Source organism: Pseudoalteromonas sp. LC2018020214, from assembly GCF_016598755.1.
Taxonomy (GTDB): domain Bacteria; phylum Pseudomonadota; class Gammaproteobacteria; order Enterobacterales; family Alteromonadaceae; genus Pseudoalteromonas; species Pseudoalteromonas distincta.
Genome location: NZ_CP066805.1, coordinates 44,472 through 68,060 on the forward strand (window position 1 = coordinate 44,472; position 23,589 = coordinate 68,060).

Sequence of the window (23,589 nt, forward strand, 5' to 3'; positions counted from 1 at the left end):
AAGTTCATAAAAAAATAAAAACTTTTAAAATAAGTGCTGCACGCTAAATTTTAGACATAAAAAAAGCCAACTCAAAATGGGCTGGCTCAATCATTACTAAAATTAGTAACTAAATGGGAAATCAACATGATGCTTGTGTTAACTGCAATTAATCAACAAGCATAATGATAGACGTCCGCTTTTTAATTAAGTTCATAAAAAGATCAAAACTTTTTAGATCTTTTTTAGTTTTTAATTAAAGACAACATTTGCTGCTCATCAAACTTTGTAAAGCTCATTGATTTATCAGTAAATAATGCATCAACAAGGGCTTGCTTGTCTTGCTGCATTTTAAATACTTTTTGCTCTATTGAGTTACTCATTATGAGCTTATAAACAAATACAGGATTAGTTTGACCAATACGGTAGGCTCTATCAGTCGCTTGCTTTTCTACTGCGGGATTCCACCATGGATCAAAATGAATAACGGTATCTGCTTGTGTTAAGTTAAGGCCTGTTCCACCGGCTTTTAAGCTAATTAAAAACACGGATGTTTTACCACTGGTAAACTCGTCGATTACTTTATCTCGTTGACGCGTTTGCCCTGTAAGCATACTAAAGTTAATGTTTATTTCTTCAAGGCGTTGGGCTATTAAATCGAGAGCCGATGTAAACTGACTAAATATAATAATCTTACGACCCAGGCTTAGCATAAGCGGTAAGTGTGTTGTTAACCATTCAAGCTTAGCAGAGCCTGCTTGAGTATCTGGTTCTATTAATTTAGGGTGGCAACAAATTTGCCTTAACTTTAAAAGCGCCTCTAAAAATGCAAGCTTACTTTTTTGTGCGCCTTGTTCGGCAAATAAGTCTATTAGCTTCTCTTCTAATGAACGTGTAATGCCTTGGTACATTTCTTTTTGCTTAGGCTCAAACTCAAACTCTTTTGTAAGCTCTGTTTTTTCAGGTAACTCTTGCGCTACTTGTGCTTTAGTGCGGCGCATTATAAAGGGCATAATTAACGCTTTTAACTGCTCAGCCCTCTGCATATCAGCTTCACGCTCAATAGGCGTTTGAAAGTGCTGCTTAAAGTGCGCTTGAGACCCAAGTAACGATGGCATAGCAAAATCGAGTAACGATTTAAGCTCAAGTAAATTATTCTCGATTGGAGTACCACTTAAACAAAGTTTAAAGTCGGCATTTAAGCGTTTAACTAATCGTGAGACCTGTGCGGTATCGTTTTTAATGTATTGTGCTTCATCGAGGATTATATTTTCAAAATATAATGGCGAGTAATATGCAATATCACGCTTTAAAAGCGGGTATGTAGTAAGAATGCATTGTGCTTGTGCTAAGTGTTGTAAAGGATCGTTACGGTTTGATCCAAAAATAGTGGTTACTTTTAAACTTTTAGCAAACTTAGTAATTTCGTTTTTCCAATTACTCACTAAGCTAGTTGGGCACACTATAAGTGTAGGGCCTGCTTGAGGGCGGTTAAATGTACTCGCTAAAAATGCAATAACTTGGAGTGTTTTACCCAACCCCATGTCGTCAGCTAAAATACCACCTAATTGATGACGTTTTAAAAAGCTAAGCCAATCAACGCCTTGCTGTTGATACTCACGAAGTGTTACTGAGTCATTTAAGCCATGTAATGAAACCTTAGGCATTGCCTTATCGGTATTATTTAACTCTTGTAAATATAGCTCAAGTGAATCGTCGTGAAGCTCTACGTTAATAGCTGTGTGCTTTACTAGTTCAGGTAAATACGAAAGCGGAATATTAAATTCGTCACGTGTTTTTACAAATTCAAAGCGTTCTTTAAATTCGTTTAATAAGTTAATGGCAGACTTATTAATAACCCCAAATTGACGACCAAGCGGGTAGTAATAAAACAGTTCACTTTGGCGATTCAATGACTGATAAAGCGAGTCAGCATTAGTAAACAACAGCGCTGCTTTTGCGTCACACAACAATACTTTACAGTGCATTTGATGCCCTGCTGCACGGTGTACATGTAAACTCACTTCACACTGTGGATTAGGGCTTGTTACTTTACTTACACTGACTTGCCAACCACGCTGCTTAAAGCCAGGGAATACTTCGTATATTAGCCAATGCAAATGGATAGGAGATTGCTTTGTAAATACAAGCTCACTTTGTAAACCCCCTTTACAAAATTCAAACCCTAGATTGATTAGCTCGTTAGTTACGGTGTTTTCAAATGCGCTATTTATAGTACTTGCTGGGGCAGAACCAGCTAAATAGTTTTTATTTTTATACTTAAATAACAGCGAAAGCGATAAACCTTGCTCGCCCATTGTTACTTTTAAAACAGCGTTACTAGATAGCTTAGGTAACGTTGGCTGCAAGTTAGTAGGGTGCGGTATAACACCTGCGCCAAAGTTATCGGCAAGCTGTTTATATATTCTGTCAAAATTAGCGTCATGCAAAGCAGGCATAGTTTGTAAATGCGCTATTTCGTCTGCACTCAATGGTGTACGAAGACGACCCGCTTTTAAATGATCTAAATCGAGGTAAGTAGGTGGTGTTGTTTTTAATAAAGCCCAGTTTTGGGTTTGCTCAAGCTTAATAACTAATTGTGATAGATCTTTATCTTGCTCCCAACTAAAACTCAATGCTTGGCCAGATTGCGCTTTAATTGGTACGCGAGAGCGCTGAAAAAACAAGCGTTCAGTAGCTATCAATTGTTGTAGGGCACTAAAGCCCCATTGGCCTTTTAGCTCAATACTTCCTACTGCATTTTGTGAACGTATCCAACTAAATAATCTAAAATCACTTTCGAGTAAATCATTTGGCGTTACGAAACTATTTAACTGTTGCTCAGTGAGGTTTCGGCCTAACGTGTAATTCTTTTTAGTCTCAAAATTAGCTATTTTAGGTGTTAAAAATACTTTGTTATTTTCAATATCTAATACAAATAACAATACTTGCGACGGTGTATGTTGATCACCACTTTTAAGAGCGCTTAATTCACTAAACCAATCATTAATGAAGTAATCTTCACCGTATTCACCAGAGTGCTCTATTTTGAGCTTAAACAAAATAGCAGCTAAATGTCGGCATTTGGTTTTTGCATTACACGTACAGTGTGTATCAACAGAATAACCAGTTGGTACTTTACTGATCTCAATACGTTGGTTAAACGATGATCCGTTATCCACTTGCACGGTAGAGTCTACAACAGAAAAATTAGGGGTATGCTCTAGCCAGGTGATTTGACCTTTCTTGTAGTACTCTTTGCCTTTATCTAAGACATTTTCGCGGAAAAGTTTTTTAATAAAGCGTTCAGAAAGAGGAAACTGGGTAGCCTGCTCATTTTTAATTTCTTCAAAAATAGCCATTAAATCATTTTTTGATAAGTTAGCAGACATGTCACTCTAAGCATTAAATTTTAAAAATAATTCTGCCAGTATATGCCTTATGTGCTCTGAGCTAAAGCACTATTAACAAGATATAAACTGGTTGGAGCTGATAGGTTAGTAAAAAATCGGTTTATAGGTAAAAATGAGTATAAAATTTCACAAAATATTAGGCATTACATACAAATATAAAAATTAAACGGCACGTTATAGATCACAATTTTACTAACAATGATAATAAACCAAGAGCAAATAGCTAAAAGGGGGCGATTAGTTAGTAAAAAAGTGATCTTGAAGAGGAAATATGATTATTTAAGGTAGGATTAGGCTAGTAAAGATCAGATTTTTACTAACAAAACAATCTGTCAGATCAGTATTTAACTAAGTAGACATGTCTGACAGATCATTATTTAACTAACTAATTAAAAGCACTTAATAGCTTAGTTAATTGTTCTAAGCGTTTGTCTGTCATCACTTTATTGTCAATTTTGATAGACACATCACCACTTTTTAAATTGCGTTGTACTGATACAAACTTATTTTCAAGTACAGCTTCACGCTTAACAGCAACTTGAGGCTCAGCAGTTAGGCATTTGGTGATTGCCATTGCACGCTTGTCGTCACTTGTAATGGCGTTTAGCTCTTCATCGCTAGCTAGGTCACTAACAAGCTGATTAAACGCCTCTTGGTCTCTCTCCTTTGCGCTCATGAGCTTTTTAGCCACTTCGCGACCCACGTGATTCGCAGTAGGGTAGAGTGCAATAACTTCAGCAGGTATTTGTTCATACGCTTTAACAGCATCAGCAATGGCGGTGTGTGATACACCTTCAATTGCAGCAATCTCTCTGTAAGATCCTTTTTTACCTTGTTCAATAAGCTCATTTTTAGTTTGCTGGTAAGCTTGTCCTAGCTCCCATAAACTTGGAGCGATATATTGATCTGAAGATACAGCTAAAATTTTAGCGTCTTGCTCAGTAAAGTCACTTGAACTAAGTACTAAATAATCGGCGTTACCTAAAATACAGGCCATACGACGACGAGAACCCGCTAAAACTAAGCTTTTATCACCCTGATCCCAAAGTAACGCAGGGTGCTGATTACGGCCATCCTCTGCAATGGCAGGTAGAATATCCGATACTGACTTTTCGTTAAGAAGTGCTTGTACACGGCGATTTTTACCGTACACACCTGTTGTAGATTCAATGTCAGCGTGTGCGATCACTTTGCAAACAAGTGTAATTTGGCGCTCAGGATCGCTCGGTGCTGGCATGCGAATTACATCACCAGCATTTGCTTGTTCAAGTAATGCGTCAAGGCTACTACTTCCTACAGCTGTTGCAAATGGATCTAAGCGGGTGTCATTTTTACGTTTTTTAGCCATTTTTATTTAACATCCTTACTTAGGGGTATTGAGTGTTGATTGAGTTGACTGCCAATTTGAACGAATAAGCATTTCTAGCTCATCGACCACATCTTTAATATTTTCTTGAGCGCGCATTAGTGATTCACGGCTTGCTAAGCTGTCTGACGCTTTTTGATCAAAAATAGTATTGAAAGACGAAGAGCTAGCAGTGATCGCCGAGCTGTGGTTGATTGGGTAACTCATAACTTGGCGACCAAATGCACTACGAACATCTTTAACAATATCGCGCTGTGAGTGATTACCTTTTACATAGTTAGTCACTAAAAACTGCATAAAGTCCCATCCCTCATGGCCAAGTGCCGCAACGGTATGGTAAATCTCACCTAGTCGTTTTAAATATTTATTATTAGCATCAAAGTCTACAGCTTCTGGATGAACAGGGATAAGCATCGCAGTAGAAGCCATTAATGCATTATAAAACATAAAGTTAAGAGTTGGAGCTGTATCTATTAATATAATATCAAACTCGTCTTTAACAGGCTCAATTACTTTTTCAAGTAACTTATGGTAATGACGAGTTTGCTCATAATTTGAGGTGTCTTTGAGTAATGTTGCAGTTTCGTGCTCAAAATAAAAATCGTCCATACCTGATGGTAGTACACGAATATTTGGGATGTGCGTTGATAAAAATGAGTTTGAAACAAATTCAGGCCATGTTTCGCCCTCATCTAAATCTATACAATCACGCATTAAATCACCAACAGTAATTGGGTCATGCTCGCTTGAAGGAAAAAAGCTTGAAGAAGAACCTTGAGGATCTAAATCAATTATACCAATGCGATAGCGCTTAATATTTGTAGTTGCCAGGGCTGCTGCAATATTGACCATGCTGGTTGTTTTGCCACAGCCACCTTTGAGAGAATTAATGACAATAACTTGCAGTTTGTCATCACCAGTACGATGATCTGGTTTAATATCCATAATATCAGCCATAGCAAAAATGTTTACTAATGTGTAAGCATAATGACCATTGGCACCGCGTTTTATGTTTAAATCATCAAAGTCACCATTGTCATGACGTCTTTTTAAAGTACGATTATTACAACCTAATAAATCGGCAGCTGCTTTTTGCGTATAAGTTCTTAATTCTTTTTCTTCTGATTTAAGATGAGCACGATAGTGCTGAATACGACCTTCTAATGATTTTTCAGCTACTTCGGCAGTTGCTTTTAAAAGCCGGTAGGTACTTAACGCGTTATTATTGATAGACATACTTTCTTCCTCAAAGTTAGGCAGTTAGTATAATGTCCATTCAAATTGCTGTAAACAACTATTTAAGACGACATGCATTTTAAAAAGAAGACATTTAAAAATACTTTTACACCTTTAATATTGCTTAGTATAAATAAAGAAGTTTAAAGGTGGTTAAATATATAAGGTAGTAAAGGTTAAGGGCCTTAAATTAACACATAACATTATGATTAATATAAACAATATAAAAAAAAGCAGATCAGCGTTATACTTGGTTAAGATCAGATCTTTATCTACCTGCAGATCACCTTTTTACTAAGCCTTCTTTTTTAAATCAAGTTATGCACAGGTTGCGCATAAGGTTATGAACAAAAAAAGCCCTTGAGATCAATTTTTTACTAAGTAAATTATAAAGTTATGCACTAACCTTAGCGTCAATAGGTTCGTTTAATTAGTATAGATCTGATCTGTACTTGGTACAGATCAGATCTATGCTAACTCGATAAGCCTTTATCCACAGGGATATTAATTTTATTATATATTTGTCGTGCTAAATTTTAAAATAAAGCCATTGTGATGGACAAAATAACAGCTGAGTTAGTAAAAAACAGATTTGTGATGACCCAGTTAGTAAAAATATGATCTGAAATCGCAAGTTATATACATTACTTAGTATAATAGTGATCTAAACGTTTTATTTAAAGTCAGATCACTTTTATACTAACTTAAACATTTAACTTTTGTTGTTTAATGTGTTGTTATTAGATGTCGCAATAAAAATGGAAATAAGAACAATGAGCCGAAAGGTCAACATCTCGGTAGATAATTTGCCCGATACACTCAGGGGCCAAATCCACGGGGTGGAAAGTGCAATTGATAACGAAAGTTTAGCACTATTTACAGACAACAAAGACGTGCGAATTTCTATTGAAAATGCAGCTCATGGTTTACGTGCATATTCAAACACGTTTAATCATTATGATTTGTGGGGCCGTTTTGTTCGCTCTGGCTATAAAAAATTGCCACTTGAAGAAGCGCCTAAAAAAACAATCATTACGCGTAAAATATCAGAGAAAGTAGATGGTATTTTATACGATGGTGAGATAAAAATTACCCCTGCTGTTGTCAGTACTCGTAAAGATGGCGAAGATATTGAGTATCTTGTTTGGCCATCGGACAGAGAAGAAAAAGTAGAACGAGCACTTATTCGTTTAGCTTCTAAAGGCAAAATAGTTAAAATTAATTTTAAGTCCGGTATTCAATACGCAGTTGTTTTTTCTATGAACGAATTAGCGCAAGAGCTCAAAGCGGTAGGGCAGTCAATGCCATATCCTGCTATTAAAGAGTCACTTGAAGCATTGCAAGGTTCTAAACTTTCATTTAAATATTCAGCAACCGATACTAAAAACTCCGATATAGATGATTCGTTTTACGAGTCAAATATGAACTTTTTATCGTCACTTCACTTTAGTGGCAAAAAAGGTCAAGGTGGTAATGTAAAGTGTGTGGCCTGCTTAAATGCGTTTGTTCATAACATGATTGATAACCTTGAATACAAAGGGTATTACTTTAATAGTGCACAAGAATTAAAACGGGGATTGTCGCGTTGGATGATGCTTCGTTTGTATCACCTTTGGCGTTATGCAGCTCCAGGTAAAACGTATCATTTTAGATTACTTTCTATTATGGAAAAATACGGATCTATTTATTCAACTGATGATATTACGGAAAATAAATTAAAAGCGCTTCGTCGTGATATGACCACCACAATGAAAGATTTGATTGAAAAAGGTGCTATATCAGAATACAGCATTACAAACGTCAAAGATGACAAAACTGGTAACATTATTGATTACACATACGAAATGCACCCCTCTGATCAGTTTTGCGATGAAATACTTACATTGAACAAACACAACAAACGCATTGAGATTCAAGGCGGTAAACGTATTGTTGAAAATGCAGTGTTAATTGATGAAGATAAAATAGAAGAGATAGTAGAAAAATAATAAACGTTATTTTAAATACTGTACATATTTACTAAAAAGGCCACATATTGTGGCCTTTTTAACATAATAGCTATCGGTCAACTTGTTCTAAATATAGCCTATCAACTAAAAAATCATACTCACGTTTTCGAGGATGAGCTTCGGGTTTTTTATAATCAGGTAAGATACCTAGTTTAACGTCTGGTTCTGGATTAATCAGAATAAATGGTAATGCGGCGCTCACATGATAGCGGTTTTGTGCTGTGTATCTCACATTAACTTGAGGGCTTACGCGAGTAGGGCGACGAATTCTTAATTTTTCCTTTTCACCTAAACTAGCAACTCGTAATTGTTCTTGAGCTACAAGTGATTGCCATTTTTGTTGATCTATCATTCTTGGATTTCGATAACTGGCCGATTTGTCGAGCATTTCGAGGGCCATTTTTTTAGTCAATGTTTTAGTTGCGTGCTTGTGCATCCAAGTAAACCTAACGGAAAATGGTGATTCGCTCTCACTGTGAATCTTACGATAAGCAGCAAGTGTTATTAAATTTGGTATTGCATTATGAACAGCCTCAAATCGGGCATCGTTGTTATCAATTGCCAATATACACTCTTTGAAACTAGCTTTAGCTTTGTTAACTTGTGCTATACGATTATTTAAAGCTTGTTTATCTGCATTTTTAATAACAAGTAAACCAGGGTGCCTTTTTAACACGCGACTGCTTAAGCCCGATTTTTTATAAATGTCAGAAAAGGAGTTTAAAATTGCCTTTTGAGCCGGCGCTCCAGTTATTTTAGAGACAGGTATGGACTCAGGAACCTTATTTTCATCTAAATTACTTACATCAGGTAACTGATAGTACTCTGCTCTGGAAAACTCACATTCGTTTAATTCCTCAATTAACCTTAAAGTTAATTCGTTCATTAAATCAAACTGACTCCTAATTTGAACTTTAGTAACCACGGCACACCTCAAAGAACACATCTTACCAATGCTATATTATTGCATGCACTTTGCATTGAGTAAATGTTTAATAAAGTTACGCTCGGTGTTCAGATAACATGTAAAAAAAATAAGTATGATGTGTTCTTTATTGGAGTGAATGGATCTACCTATTCCTGTAATTTAGTACTGTTTTATTGATTAAAGAGCTAGCCCGCTTAGAGCTTAATTGCCCATGTAGTGTAATAAATGGGGATGTAAAATGAACTTGGTGAGGTTAAGTTCTAAATAATAGTGTTGGTTTTTGTTGTTTCTCTAATTAGTGATTAATATTATAACGTGTTTAACTATGGGTTTATCATCCAAAAGCTCAGCATGTCGTACATGCTTTTTACATGAGAGCCATTTAAGGCATCACTGGCAGTTAAGTTTTTAGTTATCACAAGTTGCTAAATAACGCTGGCGGCAGGGTGGGAAGATGCGTGGTGAATCAGCAGATTAACCTTGTGTCAGTTGTAAGTATATTCTGGCATGAGAATAATCAACAGCGTTATTCTACTAGGTTTAAAGTGCATATAAATGAGCAACACAAAATCCCTTATCATATATTTAGACCTGCACATAGCCCCTGTTAGTTAATAATTAATTTTGCACGTAAAGTTAAGATTACATTTAATGCAATTTAAGTATGATGTGTTCTTAAGTAAAATACATATAATATACCCTTGTGCCTTATTTATTCTCAATGTGTTAAAATTGAAACTAATTAACTCTAATTGTATGTTTTAAATCACTTTAGTTTATTTGAAATAAAACTAAAGTGATTGTTATATAACCACCTGAGTTAAGTAAAATTACTTTTATACTTAACTCATAACTAAATAATTGGAAAATAGTGAATTTAGTCCTTGAACATAGGGGTCTGCATACGTTAATTTCTTCTTATCAGGTAATGTAGGAATGAGGAAAAATTATGTCATCGTGGAACCCAAATAGCTGGAGAGAGCTGCCAATACTGCAGCAGCCACAGTACCCAGATCAAGAAATACTTAAATCAGTTGAAGGCCAATTAAAAACGGCTCCGCCTCTAGTTTTTGCAGAAGAAACAAGAAGCCTTTTCAAACAACTTGAAGACGTGTGCGAAGGTCGTGCATTTTTACTTCAAGGTGGTGACTGTGCCGAGTCGTTTAGCGATTTTAATGCCGCTAATATTCGCGATACATTCAAAACAATTTTACAAATGGCTGTTGTATTAACTTATGGCGGTAAATGCCCTGTAGTTAAAATAGCGCGTATGGCTGGTCAATACGCTAAACCTCGTTCAGCAGACTTAGAAACAATTAATGGCGTGTCTTTACCATCTTACCGTGGCGACATCATTAATAATATTGAGTTTACAGAAGAAGCGCGCATTCCAGACCCACAACGTTTAATGACTGCATACCATCATAGTGCCGCTACGTTAAACTTATTACGTGCATTTGCACAAGGTGGCCTAGCCGATCTTCATCAGGTTAACCGCTGGAACATGGGCTTTGTTGCTGCAAATCCACTTAAAGAAAAATACCAACAACTTGCAGATAAAATTCAAGACGCACTAGAGTTTATGGAAGTGTGCGGAATTAACTCTACAATTGCGCCAAGTTTAAAAGAAACCGATTTATACACTTCTCACGAAGCTTTACTACTTGGTTACGAAGAGGCACTAACACGTCGCGACCATTTATCAGGTGATTGGTACGATTGTTCTGCTCACTTTGTTTGGATTGGTGAACGTACACGCCAACTAGACCACGCACATATTGAGTTCTTTAAAGGCATTAAAAACCCAATTGGTGTTAAAGTTGGCCCAGGTATGGACCCAGACGATTTAATTCGTTTAATTGACGCATTAAACCCAGATAACATTCCTGGTCGTTTAACGCTAATTACACGTATGGGTGCAGACGTACTGCCAGAAAAACTCCCAGCACTAGTAAGAAGAGTTCAACAAGAAGGCCGAAAAGTAATTTGGAGTTCTGATCCAATGCACGGTAATACTGAAAAAGCGACTTCAGGTTACAAAACGCGTAACTTCGATAATATCATGCGCGAGATCAGTCAATTCTTCGCTGTACACAAAGCTGAAGGTTCATACGCAGGTGGTGTTCACCTAGAAATGACAGGTCAGCACGTAACAGAATGTACAGGCGGTGCTTACGGTTTATCTGACGATGACTTAGCACAGCGTTACAAAACACAGTGTGATCCACGCCTTAACGCCGACCAAGTATTAGAGTTAGGCTTTTTAGTCGCTGATTTACTAAAAGACGCACGTAAATAATATTTGTTGATACTAAAAAACCGCTTAGTTGCGGTTTTTTTTATTTCAAATTTGATGACTAAGTTAGTACTTACGTCGCTCCAAGTCTGTCTCTATCAGTATTTTTGCAGAAATTTCTTCAACAGAATGATGCGTAGAATTAAAGTAAGCTATTTTATGACGCTTATACAACATTTCCACTTCGCGCACCTCAATACGGCACTGTTTAATTGAAGCATACTTAGAGTTAGCCATACGTCGATGCCTTATAGCCGCAAGCCTCTCAGGGTCAATCGTCAGTCCAAATAACTTATGTTTATAAGGGACTAAACACTTAGGCAAACCTTCATTATCTAAATCTTCTTCTGTAATAGGATAGTTAGCTGCTTTAATGCCGTACTGCAGTGCTAAGTATAAGCTTGTCGGTGTTTTACCACTTCTGCTAACGCCAATTAAAATGATGTCTGCTTCGGAAAAGTTTTTAATATTTCCGCCATCATCATTCATAAGAGCATAGTTAACCGCATCAATTCTAAAATCATAACTTTTTTCGTGGATAGAATGCGTACGATGCATTTTTGGAACAGGGGCTACATTGAGTTCTTTTTCTATTTTTTCGCTATACGTAGTTAAAAAATCATACGTAACTGCATTAGCCGATTTTATAATTTCACTTAAATTGTGATTCACAAAAGTAAAAAACACGAAAGGCATTTCACCTGTTTTTGCAGCGGTTGCATTAATTAAAGCTTTAATTTCGTGCGCTTTTTCTTCAGTTTCTACAAATGGAATTGTTTTATGATTAAAATCGATAGGAAACAACGACAAAGTCGCATGCCCAAACACCTCTGAAGTAATTGCTGTTCCATCTGATATATAAAAAGCAGTTCTCATAATTAACCTTTTTATTGCGTTTAAATCCCTAAAATGGGTTTCCCACGGTTTACGTGAGGACTGTTGCCAGTGTAGAATGATGACGACCTTTATAAAAGGTTTTCTTTCTTAACTCTCACAGTTAGACCTACAATTTGTTTTTTTTGGAGAAAGATCCGTGCAAGAATACGTTCTCTGGTATCAAGAGCTTGGTATGCAAGATGTTCCTCGAGTTGGCGGTAAAAACGCGTCACTTGGCGAAATGATTTCAAACCTCGCAAACGCAGGTGTACAAGTACCGGGTGGTTTTGCAACTACCGCAGATGCTTTTAATGAGTTTCTAGATCAATCAGGACTCACCGCCAAAATTCATGACATCTTAGATACACTTGATGTTGATGATGTAAATACACTCGCTAAAGTCGGTGCCGATATCCGCCAATGGATAATCGACACACCATTCCAACCAAACCTAGATCAAGCCATTCGCGACGCATATAGCCAACTCCATGGCGATACTGCAGCAGATGTTTCATTTGCAGTACGTTCATCAGCTACCGCTGAAGATATGCCAGATGCATCATTCGCAGGCCAACAAGAAACTTTCCTTAACGTGGTCGGTATCGATTCAGTAATGGTCGCTATTAAACACGTATTTGCTTCATTATTTAATGACCGCGCAATCTCATATCGTGTTCACCAAGGTTACGATCACCGTGGTGTAGCGTTATCAGCAGGTATACAGCGCATGGTACGTTCAGATAAGTCAGCATCTGGCGTAATGTTTAGTATTGATACAGAGTCTGGTTTTGAAGACGTTGTATTTATTACATCAAGCTACGGCTTAGGTGAAATGGTTGTACAGGGCGCGGTTAACCCTGATGAATTTTATGTTCATAAACCAACACTCCTTAAAAACAAACCTTCAGTAGTACGTCGTAATATTGGCTCTAAAGCAATACAAATGATTTACTCAGAAGATAAAGCACATGGTAAGCAAGTAGACATCGTTGATGTTGACCCTGAGCTTTCTAATAAATTTTCGATTACAGATGAAGAAGTGCAAGATCTTGCCAAACAAGCTGTAATCATTGAAAAACATTACGGTCGTCCTATGGACATCGAATGGGCAAAAGACGGAAACGACGGCAAACTATATATAGTTCAAGCACGTCCAGAAACTGTCCGCTCAAACGAAGACTCAAACGTAATGGAACGTTTTCAATTAAATGGCACAAGTAATGTACTTGTTGAAGGCCGTGCAATTGGTCACAAAATTGGTAGCGGTGTTGTACGTGTTCTTGATTCAATCAAAGAAATGGACCAGGTACAAGTAGGCGATATTTTAGTTACCGATATGACCGACCCTGATTGGGAACCAATCATGAAACGTGCAGCAGCGATTGTTACAAATCGTGGTGGCCGTACGTGTCACGCTGCAATCATTGCACGCGAACTTGGTATTCCGGCAGTTGTTGGTTGTGGTAATGCAACTGATTTAATTAAAGCGGGCCAAGAAGTAACAGTATCGTGCGCCGAAGGCGATACCGGCTTTATTTACGAAGGTATTTTAGATTTTGAAATACTAACGTCACGCGTTGATAAAATGCCAGAACTACCAATGAAAGTTATGATGAACGTGGGTAACCCCGATCGTGCCTTTGACTTTGCACGCTTACCGCATGCAGGTGTTGGCCTTGCGCGAGTTGAATTTATTATCAACCGTATGATTGGCGTTCACCCTAAAGCGTTATTAAATTTTGATGCGCAAACCGATGCATTAAAAGCAGAAATTACTGACATGATTGCCGGTTACGAATCACCAGTAGAGTTTTACATAACAAAACTGGTTGAAGGTATTTCAACGCTTGGTTGTGCTTTTGCACCGGAGCGTGTAATTGTGCGTATGTCTGATTTTAAATCAAACGAATACGCAAACCTAGTTGGTGGCCAGCAATACGAGCCAGAAGAAGAAAACCCAATGATTGGTTTTCGTGGCGCCGCACGTTATATCTCTGAAGACTTCCGCGATTGTTTTGCACTAGAATGTGAAGCTATAAAACGCGTAAGAAACGACATGGATATGGCAAACATTGAAATCATGATCCCATTCGTACGTACCCTTGAAGAAGGTAAACGCGTAATTGAATTACTAGAAGAGCATGGCCTTAAACGTGGTGAAAATGGTCTTAAAGTAATCATGATGTGTGAGCTGCCTTCAAATGCATTACTTGCTGATGAATTTTTAGAAATGTTTGATGGTTTTTCTATCGGCTCTAACGATTTAACACAGTTAACGCTTGGTCTTGATCGTGATTCAGGTTTAATCGCACATTTATTTGATGAGCGTAACCCAGCAATTAAAAAACTACTTTCTATGGCAATTAAAACAGCTAAAGAAAAAGGCAAGTACGTAGGTATTTGTGGTCAAGGTCCTTCAGATCACGAAGACTTTGCAGCATGGTTAGTAGAGCAGGGCATTGACTCTGTTTCACTAAATCCAGACACAGTAATAGAAACATGGTTATACCTAGCTAAAAAATTAGCAAAGTAATAAATAGGTAAGCTATAAAAAATGCCAGCAATGTATTGCTGGCATTTTTTTTATACCCAATTAAAAGTAAGTTAACGGGCTAATTTTTTATCTAAATAAGCACATGATTTAGTTAGCGCCTTTTGACAAAGTGATAAGTAATGTCGCGCTTTAGGATAGTAAAACGAAAAACACAATAAACCCGCCATAAAAAATATAAGCGATGGGCCAGGGACGATCGCAAAAAATAATCCTAGCAAAATAAATAACACGCCACTGATCTGTAATAGTAATTTTTTCATATAACACACCTCATTACTCGTTAACTTGAGTATAATTTAAGCTGCATTAAAATCGACTAAAAGAGTGTTACAAACTGTAAAATCTTCAATTTCTATTCGCCATCACCATGATATAATTAGTCAAATGCCCTAAAATATCGCCGTCATGATAGCAACAATTACACAGCAAGATGCCGCGACAGAACTTGTCGCAAATTACCTAAATACCATTGCAAGCCAAGGTTTTAGTGGAGATACCGATGCAAGTTATGCAACGCGTATTACTGCTTCAACCGATAACAGTGTGTATCAGGAAATACCCCAAGGTGTTATTTTTCCAAAAAATGAAAAAGATATTCAACTCGCACTGCAAACTGCATCTCGCGACCCATTTTTATCATTAACTTTTGGCCCTCGTGGTGGCGGAACAGGTACTAACGGTCAATCGTTAACACCAGGTATTGTTGTAGATTTGTCTCGCTATATGCGCGAAATCCTCGAAATAAATGTAGAAGAAGGCTGGGTACGCGTTCAAACCGGCGTAATAAAAGATCAACTTAATGACTTTTTAAAACCTTATGGTTTTTTCTTCTCGCCCGATTTATCTACCAGTAACAGGGCAACTATTGGTGGCATGATAAGTACTGACGCATCGGGGCAAGGTTCGTTAGTTTACGGAAAAACAAGCGATCATGTTTTAGGGCTTACAACTTATTTAGTCGATGGTACACCTATGTGCACCTCACCAATAGACATCGACAAAGCAAAAATTATAGCCGAGCAAGACTCTCTAATTGGTAGTTTATATAAAACAGTTTTAGATATTTCAGTTAATGAACGCGCAGCTATTTTAGCTAAGTTTCCACGGTTAAATAGGTTTTTAACCGGCTACGACCTAGAACATGTGCTAAGTGATGACTTACTTACTTTTGACATGAGCCGACTAATAACGGGTTCAGAAGGCTCATTAGGTATAGTAACTGAAGCTAAATTAAACCTAACACCGATTGCTGAATTTAAAACCCTTATAAATATCAAGTACGATAGTTTTGACTCAGCACTTCGTCATTCACCGTTTTTAGTTGATGCACGCGCAACATCGGTAGAAACCGTAGATAGCAAAGTTTTAAACTTAGCGCGTGAAGACATCATTTGGAATTTAGTATCGGACTTAATAACCGACGTACCAAATAAAGATATGCAAGGCCTTAACATGGTCGAGTTTAATGCAGTATCAAATGATGATATAAAAGACAAAGTAGACACGCTTTGTAAGCTTCTAGATGAATGCGTAGCAAATCAAACTAATGGCGTTATTGGTTATCAGTTAACCAGTGATAAAAGCGATATACTAAAAATTTACGCAATGCGTAAAAAATCAGTGGGTTTATTAGGTAATGTAAAAGGCAGTCAAAAACCACTCGCCTTTGCAGAAGACACTGCAGTACCCCCTGAAAATTTAGCAGATTATATTGTTGAATTTAGAGCATTACTCGACAGCCATAATTTACAATATGGTATGTTTGGCCATGTTGATGCAGGCGTTTTACACGTACGCCCAGCACTTGATATGTGCGACCCAGAACAAGAAAAACTACTTAGAACTATTTCAGATCAGGTAGTAAAACTAACCGCTAAGTACGGTGGTTTAATGTGGGGCGAACACGGTAAAGGTTACCGAAGTGAATATAGTCCTGAATTTTTTGGTGAGCATTTATATACGCAACTTCGTAAAATAAAAACAGCTTTCGATCCTAACAACCGTATTAACCCCGGTAAAATATGCACTCCTATCGATAGTGAAGACTCACTAGTTAGTGTTGATGGACAAAAGAGATCGCACTTCGATAAGCAAATATCAATAGAAGTTAAAACCAGTTTTAACAATGCAATGACCTGTAATGGTAATGGCATATGCTTTAATTACGATGAAAATTCACCTATGTGTCCATCGTATAAAGTAACTGGCGATCGTCGTAATTCACCAAAAGGTCGCGCAAGTTTAATGCGCGAATGGCTTCGATTACAAGAGTCAAAAAATGTAGATTTACTCGAAGTAGAAAAGCAGCTTAACAAAGGTGAAGTAATCACCTGGTGGGAACGTTTCGTTCACAGCCGCGAAAAACGAAAAGGTATTTACGACTTTTCTCACGAAGTAAAAGCGTCAATGGATGAATGTTTAGCATGTAAAGCATGTACAACTGCTTGCCCTATTAAAGTAGATGTTCCTACTTTTCGTTCGCGCTTTTTAAATTATTATCATAGTTATTATGCGCGTCCGCTAAAAGATTACCTTGTTGGTAACATAGAAAGCAGCGCGCCATTAATGGCAAAGTTTGCAAAAGTTATAAACCCAATTGTTAAAACATCATTAGTAAGCAATGTTATTAAAAAAACAGTTGGCTATGTTGATACACCACAGTTAAGTATTCCTGCACTTTCAAAGCGTATTACTAAAACACAAAAATTTGATTTTGATTTATTAAATAAATTAAATGCAGAGCAACAAAGTGAATATGTATTAATAGTACAAGACCCATTTACGAGCTTTTACGAAGCCGAACTAGTAGAAAGTTTTATTACTTTAATAACCCAACTTGGCAAAAAACCAATGCTATTACCTTTTAAACCAAATGGTAAACCGCAACACGTAAAAGGTTTTTTGCATGAATTTAAAATTACAGCTAAAAATGCAGCTGAGTTTTTAAATAAATTAAATGATATTAATGCCCCCCTAGTCGGTTTAGATGCTTCACTCGTTATGTGTTACCGCGATGAATATAATACAATTTTAGAAAATAACCGCGGTGTATTTAATGTGCAACTTGCTCATGAGTGGCTCGAAACACAATCGTTTAAATCACTAAGCGCAAAGCAAAATACAGATACCGAATTTACATTATTGAGTCACTGTACTGAAACAACTGCACTGCCAAAAGCGGCAAATGTTTGGCAAGCAATTTTCAGTGATATTGGTTTAACATTAAAAACAACAAATACAGGTTGCTGTGGAATGGCGGGAACTTATGGCCATGAAGCACAAAATCAGGATAACTCACGTGCACTTTACGAAATGAGTTGGAAACCAATTGTAGATAAAAATAAACCAGAGCAACTTTTATCTACGGGCTTTTCTTGTCGTAGCCAAGTTAAACGTTTTGAGAAATTTAAACCAAAACACCCAATTGAATTACTCGCACAGGTACTTAGCTAATAAAAGTTAAAAAAAGGCGTAACTTAAAAATAAGTTACGCCTTTTTTTATTAATACCCATTCGCTTAATTAAATGATCGTTTTTGAGGCTGGAAAAACGCCTTGATACCTCGGCAAAAAATTCACTAATTTTTATAAAAGCTATTTAGATTTTTTAGCGAAACTGTCTGCAATTGGCTTTGTACTTATACCGTGAATAAATACACTAAACAAAATAGTCGTCATTGCTATTGTCGCAATTTGATATTTGTTTTCTATTTGCGTATCAATCACCATCAATGTAAAAACAATTGATGCTAATCCTCTTGGTCCAAACCACGCAAATGTAAAACGCTCTTTAATATTCAATGCCGTAAACTGCAGTGACAACATAACTGGAATTATTCTAATTAATGTTGTACTCAATAAAGCGTAAATTATAATTTCAGTATTTAATTTAGGAATAACTAAGTAAGCACAAACAAACCCGAACAAGCACCAAATCATTAGCGATGTAAAATCTGCGATGTGCTCTGAGTCTTCAATTAATTCTGTTCTAACTTCTTCTGTCGAAAATTTATCAAATAATAAACCTGCAATAAACACCGCAATAAATCCACTGCCGTGAAAATACTGAGTGACAGAAAAAACAGCCATAGCAAAACCGAGTAATAAAAATGGACTGGTATTTTGTGCAAAGTAATGACGTTTCATTGCAAAGTTTAAACTCGGTATAAATACAGCGATACTTGTAATAGCTATTAATAGAGCCAGGCCAAGCTCTCGGCCAAACACACTTAATGTTTGTTTTGCGGTAATAGCTGAATCAGGATTTTTAGCGAGTAATATAAATATTAAAAATATGGGCACACATAATCCATCGTTCAAACCACTTTCAGTATTTATTCCTTCGCGTATTTTTTCAGGCACTTGTGTACTTGCTAATAGCCCTTTACTTAAAGCTGCATCGGTAGGCGTTAAAATAATTGCGAGCAACGCCGCTTGAATAAGTGAAAGCTCAGCAAAGAAAAATAAAGCAACAGCAATACCGAGTAATAATGTTAAGGGTAGGGCAACAAACAATAGTAAACTAGGATACTGAAAACTATGCCTTAAAACACTTAACTTTGATTTAGCTGCATCTGAAAATAAAAATATACTTAGCGTAAGCTCTATAAATGGTAATAAAAGATCAACGCCTTCTTTTATTTTATGTCCTTCGTTGGGTAGCATAAAAGCTAAACATATTCCGCCCACAACAAAAAACATTGGACCTGTTACTTCTGTTTTTTCTAACTGGCGAAGTGTTAAAGAATAAATTAAAAATAGTCCGCCTATAAATGCTATTACTAAATACTCCATTAAATTTTCCTTTTAAGTCCTGACTTTGCTCGCTCTTTAATATTTGTTTGAATATAAATTTGATCGGTAGTCGCAATTTTAGAATGGCCTAAATCTTCTGATAAATGTTTAAGCGGTCTTGTTTGCGCATCATGTGTAGCACCAGTATGACGAAGCCAATGTGCAGTTGCAGCGCCAAGTTGTTCAGCGTCATCTTTAAAACCATCATCAAGTAATGATTGCTGAGCATAATCAAAACTTTGTTGAACTAAACGCCTAATTTGCCTTACGGTCATACCACCTTGACCGCGAATTTTATGAACTAACGGCTCAGATTCATCAACCCGAGGAAGGGCAGGTAGACCTCGATATAATCTGTATCGTTTTAAATATTCAACAAAATCATCACTTAAGGTTACATCTCGTAATTTATTACCTTTACCCATTATACGTAAAAACCAAAATCCATCATTATCTTGCCAAAAATGAGACATCACCGGCGACCATTGTGGGCGCTCAGATAATTCTGAAATTCGTAAATAAAGACCTTTTAAGCAGGCAAGCGTAAACAAATTGCGCTCTAAATCAGGGTTATGTTCGCATAAATCACGCGTTACACCAAAAACGTATTCCCATTGAATATCACTTAATGTATCAGGAATTTGAATTTGTGACTGAACAACTAAATACGGGCTATTTTTTTTAACAACAGGGACAAAGTTCGCGAATGTTTTTTCTTCGAGTAGGGCAAACTTATAAAATACATTTAAGGCAGTAAACATGGCCGATAAAGTTTGTTGGCTGGCAGTTGATTCTTTTAGCATAAAAGGGCGCCAATTTTGATTTAATCTACGAATTCCTTGCTCATCTTTATAACGCCATTGCACTGAAGTTGCAGCCCATTCTTTATCAGGTTCAACCATAAAATCAACGTAAGCTTCAATATCTTCACGTTTTAAATCGAATACTGATTTTTCTGCTATTAACCACGACCATAAATAAAAGCGTTCAAGTTCATTTCGAAAACGGCTATAAGTAGCTTCTGACTTGCGGCCATAAACATATAAAAACTGATATAAGAATGTCAGATCGGCTTTTGATTCAGTTACAGTCAAGCCAACTTCCTGTATAAAGGATGCAAGTTCTGGGTATTCTGAATTGAGAGTACCGTCATCTAGATGGGCAATTTGATATCTTAATTGTTTTAACGTATCAACCAAAGCAACAAGCATAATGTATAAATATTCAATTAAATAATAGGCTTACAGAATAACGTTAAAGTCCGATACTGTCTAGTATTGGACATAGTAAAGCTCTAATTATTTTAATGCCGTGATTATTCTATGGTTGTTGGTTGCTATATCTTATTAAGGAAAAAATCATGAAAAAACTAATTATACTAAGCGTACTTGCTTTAACTGTTTCGTTAACTGGGTGTGCTACTACAGGTAGTGCATCACCGAGCGAAAAACGTTCACTTGTACAAAGTATGAAAACAAATACATTAGATAAATTATACGCTGAAAAACCTGACGTTAAAAAACAAATTGCTAATTCGGCTGGTTACGCTGTTTTTGATAACGCGAACGTAAATGTTGTTTTAGCCAGTTTTGGTGGCGGTTACGGCGTAGTTAAAAATAACCTTACTGGTAAATCGACTTACATGAATATGGGTGAAGCCGGTTTAGGGCTTGGTTTAGGTGTAAAAGATTTTAACGTTGTAATGGTTTTTCATAATCAAGCTGCACTAAATAGATTTATTGAACATGGTTGGGCTTTTGGCGGAAACGCTGATGCGGCAGCTAAATATGAAGATAAAGGCGGTGCACTGGTTGCCGAAGCGATTGCAGATCAAGTGACTGTATATTCTGTAACCGAAAATGGCCTTGCACTACAAGCTGTATTAAAAGGTACCAAGTTTTGGGTTGATTCAGAGCTTAATTAACCCCCAAATTACTCTCCTAAAAGCGAGCTGGTTTGTATAATCACGCTCGCTTTATTAAACCTCACCCAATTTAACATAACGTAATTTATGGGTTGTCACTAATTTTGTTTGATGAAACCATATTCATCTATTAGCTAGTTCTTTTTCTGAGTTTATTAAGAGTATAATGGCAGCTCCAGTCAGATTTAGCATGTACGAAACTATATATTCTGGAACTTTTATTATTTCTTCTCCTTGACCATGCCCACTTAATTTGTTCCTACCTGTTGGTACACCACTTTCTAGTGTACTTCTTAATGAGGTAAATTGTTGCTGCCAAAACTCAGGTATTAAATTATTTTTGAAGCATATATTAATCAAGTGGCTAGCATTCGGCGATTTCCCATAGTCCCAACTATGTTTATCACATATTGTTTTCATTGTACTCTCTAAAGATTTTAAACAGTTGTTTAGAGCTTCTTTATTTTCATTATGTCTATAGTGTTCATATGCTTTTAAAAATTCATCTTGAGCACCGCCGTAATTTTTATCATTCAATAACTTTAAAACTGGCTTTATTGTATTTGTATGTAAAAATTCAGAATCTACTTTTATTATATGCCCATCAATAAACTGGAAGCCAATTCCATTTTCCTTAAATCTTGAATTTAAAAGTACTATAGCTTCATCAGCTTCTTTACTTGGATCAGTTTTTCCTAAGTAAGTATTTTCTCTTGTTATCGTGTCTATAAGTGTAAAAGTTAATTCAATGATATCTATTATTTTTTCTTCATCATCTAATGCCAGTAAATATTTACATAATTCATGATAATAATGAATTCCACTGCTTCGCTGTATATTAGGAAATAAATCAAATACTCCATATTCTTCACATAAAATATCATAAATATATTTATAGCATCCAGGAACTTGGGATCCATATTGTTCATAATTATTTTGATTACCTAAGACTCGATTCCAAATATGAATAATTTGCACTAACAATTTATTTGGTATATTTTCGTAACTATAAACGTCGTTTATTTCTTCTCTAAATTGCTTTTGTCTTTTCGAATATAAATTCATATTTTAACTTCCCTATAATATTATTCTTATACCATTATTGTCATTTTCTTCGCTTGAATTAATATCTCTTCAAACGCTTCGGCTAACTTTTCCGTCTCACTAAAAACAGTATTCCAATATTTAATGCGTGTATCTGCATCAAGATCGGTAAAGTCATTTCTGTCTGGAATTTTTCCGTACGGTAAGCTTGCTACAAATTCTTTTGATGGGGTGATCATCACTACATTGTCGTAATTAAGTGGTGACACTTTACGTTTTAAATTTTTATCGAACCACCCTGCTTTTGGCTCGCTATTAAAATGCGGATATAAAATAAGCCCTGGGTTATTAATTTTTAAATCAAAGTGGTAATCGATAATTCCGCCGTCGCGATATATTCCTTGCGGTGAGCCTGCAATATTTTTTATGCCTTGCATAACAAGTGGTATTGAACCCGATGCAAGTAATGCATCTTTTAAATTATTTTGAGTAAGCGTTATGTTTTGCGTTTTAAAATTGTAGCTGTCGGTAATTGATAAGTCACTTGTTGCTGGGCCAAATATAAAACGCTCATACTGCGAACCTAATAATTTTCGGTTAACGCGATTTAACATATAACTTTTTGATAAACCCATTAACTGTATTAATTTATTTTCGCTGGCAATAAAGCCATTCGATTTTGCTACTATAAAGTGCGCTTTAAATATTGGGTTATTTATAATTTCGGTTACGCCGTTATCGCCAAAAACATCTTCAAGCAATGCGCGCGCTTTTATTGTTATTTCATTTGGTGTTGGTTTATTACTTGAGTACCTAGTTTGCGAATACGATTTTGCTAATCGCTCAATGGCAGCAACGGGATCGCTTTGTGCAAAACATGCAGAGCGAAAAGCGCCGGCAGATGAGCCAATTAAATTAAGTGGTTGGGTACGGTTTTTAAAAAATTCACTAAAAATATACTTATCCAACCCAAATAATGTAAACCACTTTGGCCCACCACTTGCGCCTAAAAATGAGGTGAAAAGTTCAGGTTTAAAGCCCTGTTCGTTAATAATTTTAGCCGCTGTTTTCCCTGCGTGAATCTCGATCATCTAAAAAATTGTGCCTTTTATTTTGGTTGCTTCTGTTATTTTTACAATACTGAAAGTGAATATTTATGCAAAGTAAAAAG

At 36.4% G+C, this 23,589-nt stretch carries 15 protein-coding genes; 5 read left to right on the forward strand and 10 right to left on the reverse strand.

The features are described 5' to 3' along the window. Positions 1 to 224 precede the first annotated feature (224 nt). The 3 genes from JG479_RS16735 to JG479_RS16745 form a co-directional block, all read right to left on the reverse strand. Positions 225 to 3,371 carry a DEAD/DEAH box helicase gene (locus JG479_RS16735; RefSeq protein WP_197121143.1) on the reverse strand — a complete coding sequence of 1,049 codons (3,147 nt, stop codon included), beginning with the start codon at positions 3,369 to 3,371 and terminating at the stop codon, positions 225 to 227. A gap of 406 nt (positions 3,372 to 3,777) precedes the next feature. Next, positions 3,778 to 4,740, reverse strand: a complete 963-nt coding sequence (locus JG479_RS16740; protein WP_193226978.1) for a transcriptional regulator — start codon at positions 4,738 to 4,740, stop codon at positions 3,778 to 3,780. A gap of 15 nt (positions 4,741 to 4,755) precedes the next feature. Next, positions 4,756 to 5,994, reverse strand: coding sequence for an AAA family ATPase (locus JG479_RS16745; protein ID WP_039488911.1), 1,239 nt, complete (start codon positions 5,992 to 5,994; stop codon positions 4,756 to 4,758). 773 nt (positions 5,995 to 6,767) lie between these two features. Here JG479_RS16745 and JG479_RS16750 point away from each other — a divergent pair. Continuing rightward, entirely contained in the window at positions 6,768 to 7,982 is a 1,215-nt protein-coding gene (locus JG479_RS16750; protein ID WP_024596523.1) for a hypothetical protein, read from the forward strand. Between the two features lie 70 nt (positions 7,983 to 8,052). On the opposite strand, the gene JG479_RS16755 is transcribed toward JG479_RS16750, so the two are convergent. Next, entirely contained in the window at positions 8,053 to 8,928 is an 876-nt protein-coding gene (locus JG479_RS16755) for a DNA replication terminus site-binding protein (RefSeq protein WP_182672985.1), read from the reverse strand. A 952-nt stretch (positions 8,929 to 9,880) separates the two neighbouring features. On the opposite strand from JG479_RS16755, the gene JG479_RS16760 reads away from it, so the two are divergent. After that, positions 9,881 to 11,230, forward strand: a complete 1,350-nt coding sequence (locus JG479_RS16760) for a class II 3-deoxy-7-phosphoheptulonate synthase (RefSeq protein WP_024596521.1) — start codon at positions 9,881 to 9,883, stop codon at positions 11,228 to 11,230. 63 nt (positions 11,231 to 11,293) lie between these two features. Here the strand turns inward: JG479_RS16760 and ppsR are convergent, their stop codons facing one another. After that, complete coding sequence (gene ppsR, locus JG479_RS16765; RefSeq protein ID WP_200220543.1) at positions 11,294 to 12,103, reverse strand: posphoenolpyruvate synthetase regulatory kinase/phosphorylase PpsR; 810 nt, start codon at positions 12,101 to 12,103, stop codon at positions 11,294 to 11,296. Between the two features lie 157 nt (positions 12,104 to 12,260). On the opposite strand from ppsR, the gene ppsA reads away from it, so the two are divergent. Then, positions 12,261 to 14,636: a phosphoenolpyruvate synthase gene (ppsA, locus tag JG479_RS16770; protein WP_007378803.1), complete on the forward strand. Its 2,376-nt coding sequence runs from the start codon at positions 12,261 to 12,263 to the stop codon at positions 14,634 to 14,636. Positions 14,637 to 14,707: 71 nt separating this feature from the next. Here the strand turns inward: ppsA and JG479_RS16775 are convergent, their stop codons facing one another. Beyond that, positions 14,708 to 14,917 (reverse strand): PGPGW domain-containing protein, encoded by a 210-nt coding sequence (locus JG479_RS16775; protein ID WP_039488918.1) that lies wholly within the window; start codon positions 14,915 to 14,917, stop codon positions 14,708 to 14,710. 145 nt (positions 14,918 to 15,062) lie between these two features. Here JG479_RS16775 and ydiJ point away from each other — a divergent pair, with 145 nt between their 5' ends. Further along, positions 15,063 to 18,110: a D-2-hydroxyglutarate dehydrogenase YdiJ gene (gene ydiJ / locus JG479_RS16780; protein WP_200220544.1), complete on the forward strand. Its 3,048-nt coding sequence runs from the start codon at positions 15,063 to 15,065 to the stop codon at positions 18,108 to 18,110. A gap of 140 nt (positions 18,111 to 18,250) precedes the next feature. Here the strand turns inward: ydiJ and JG479_RS16785 are convergent, their stop codons facing one another. After that, on the reverse strand, positions 18,251 to 19,450 hold the full coding sequence (locus tag JG479_RS16785; RefSeq protein WP_200220545.1) for a cation:proton antiporter: 1,200 nt from the start codon (positions 19,448 to 19,450) through the stop codon (positions 18,251 to 18,253). Beyond that, complete coding sequence (locus JG479_RS16790; protein WP_007377559.1) at positions 19,450 to 20,661, reverse strand: tyrosine-type recombinase/integrase; 1,212 nt, start codon at positions 20,659 to 20,661, stop codon at positions 19,450 to 19,452. The genes JG479_RS16785 and JG479_RS16790 overlap by 1 nt, the downstream gene beginning before the upstream one ends. Positions 20,662 to 20,810: 149 nt before the next feature. Between JG479_RS16790 and JG479_RS16795 the strand changes: the two genes are divergently transcribed. Further along, a complete protein-coding gene (locus tag JG479_RS16795) occupies positions 20,811 to 21,374 on the forward strand; it encodes a YSC84-related protein (RefSeq protein ID WP_007377560.1) in 564 nt (187 codons plus the stop codon). Positions 21,375 to 21,497: 123 nt separating this feature from the next. Here the strand turns inward: JG479_RS16795 and JG479_RS16800 are convergent, their stop codons facing one another. Both JG479_RS16800 and JG479_RS16805 read right to left on the reverse strand, forming a co-directional pair. Continuing rightward, on the reverse strand, positions 21,498 to 22,439 hold the full coding sequence (locus JG479_RS16800; protein WP_182736501.1) for an STM4504/CBY_0614 family protein: 942 nt from the start codon (positions 22,437 to 22,439) through the stop codon (positions 21,498 to 21,500). Positions 22,440 to 22,465: 26 nt separating this feature from the next. After that, a complete protein-coding gene (locus JG479_RS16805; protein WP_200220546.1) occupies positions 22,466 to 23,509 on the reverse strand; it encodes a patatin-like phospholipase family protein in 1,044 nt (347 codons plus the stop codon). Positions 23,510 to 23,589 lie beyond the last annotated feature (80 nt).

Excerpts from the sequence above, each read along its gene's own strand:
- JG479_RS16735 (WP_197121143.1), bottom strand. The coding sequence starts at position 3,371 with ATGTCTGCTAACTTATCAAAAAATGATTTAATGGCTATTTTTGAAGAA.
- JG479_RS16740 (WP_193226978.1), bottom strand. The coding sequence starts at position 4,740 with ATGGCTAAAAAACGTAAAAATGACACCCGCTTAGATCCATTTGCAACA.
- JG479_RS16745 (WP_039488911.1), bottom strand. The coding sequence starts at position 5,994 with ATGTCTATCAATAATAACGCGTTAAGTACCTACCGGCTTTTAAAAGCA.
- JG479_RS16750 (WP_024596523.1), top strand. The coding sequence starts at position 6,768 with ATGAGCCGAAAGGTCAACATCTCGGTAGATAATTTGCCCGATACACTC.
- JG479_RS16760 (WP_024596521.1), top strand. The coding sequence starts at position 9,881 with ATGTCATCGTGGAACCCAAATAGCTGGAGAGAGCTGCCAATACTGCAG.
- ppsR (WP_200220543.1), bottom strand. The coding sequence starts at position 12,103 with ATGAGAACTGCTTTTTATATATCAGATGGAACAGCAATTACTTCAGAG.
- JG479_RS16775 (WP_039488918.1), bottom strand. The coding sequence starts at position 14,917 with ATGAAAAAATTACTATTACAGATCAGTGGCGTGTTATTTATTTTGCTA.
- ydiJ (WP_200220544.1), top strand. The coding sequence starts at position 15,063 with ATGATAGCAACAATTACACAGCAAGATGCCGCGACAGAACTTGTCGCA.
- JG479_RS16785 (WP_200220545.1), bottom strand. The coding sequence starts at position 19,450 with ATGGAGTATTTAGTAATAGCATTTATAGGCGGACTATTTTTAATTTAT.
- JG479_RS16790 (WP_007377559.1), bottom strand. The coding sequence starts at position 20,661 with ATGCTTGTTGCTTTGGTTGATACGTTAAAACAATTAAGATATCAAATT.
- JG479_RS16795 (WP_007377560.1), top strand. The coding sequence starts at position 20,811 with ATGAAAAAACTAATTATACTAAGCGTACTTGCTTTAACTGTTTCGTTA.
- JG479_RS16800 (WP_182736501.1), bottom strand. The coding sequence starts at position 22,439 with ATGAATTTATATTCGAAAAGACAAAAGCAATTTAGAGAAGAAATAAAC.
- JG479_RS16805 (WP_200220546.1), bottom strand. The coding sequence starts at position 23,509 with ATGATCGAGATTCACGCAGGGAAAACAGCGGCTAAAATTATTAACGAA.